At 40.0% G+C, this 255-nt stretch carries 1 rRNA gene; it reads left to right on the top strand.

From position 1 onward, the window contains the following. Positions 1–144: 144 nt before the first annotated feature. Positions 145–255 (top strand): 5S ribosomal RNA (gene rrf / locus ACF91D_RS32400); the annotation flags it as partial.

Raw genomic sequence — 255 nt, 5'->3', positions numbered from 1 at the left:
GTTCGAGGTGGAAGCATAGCGATATGTGGAGCTGACGAATACTAATCGATCGAAGACTTAATCAATTTTTAAATGTTTTGTTTTGGTTGAATCATATTTTACTTACTATCTAGTTTTGAATGTATAAATTCATACATTTCATTGTCTGGTGACAATGGCAAAGAGGTCACACCTGTTCCCATGCCGAACACAGAAGTTAAGCTCTTTAGCGCCGATGGTAGTCGGACTTACGTTCCGCAAGAGTAGGACGTTGCC

The sequence above is a fragment of the Staphylococcus sp. 231237_7MaSpsaltlick genome, from assembly GCF_043107035.1.
The sequence above is the reverse complement of the archived record's forward strand: the minus strand, read 5'-3'. Positions and strand labels throughout refer to the sequence as shown.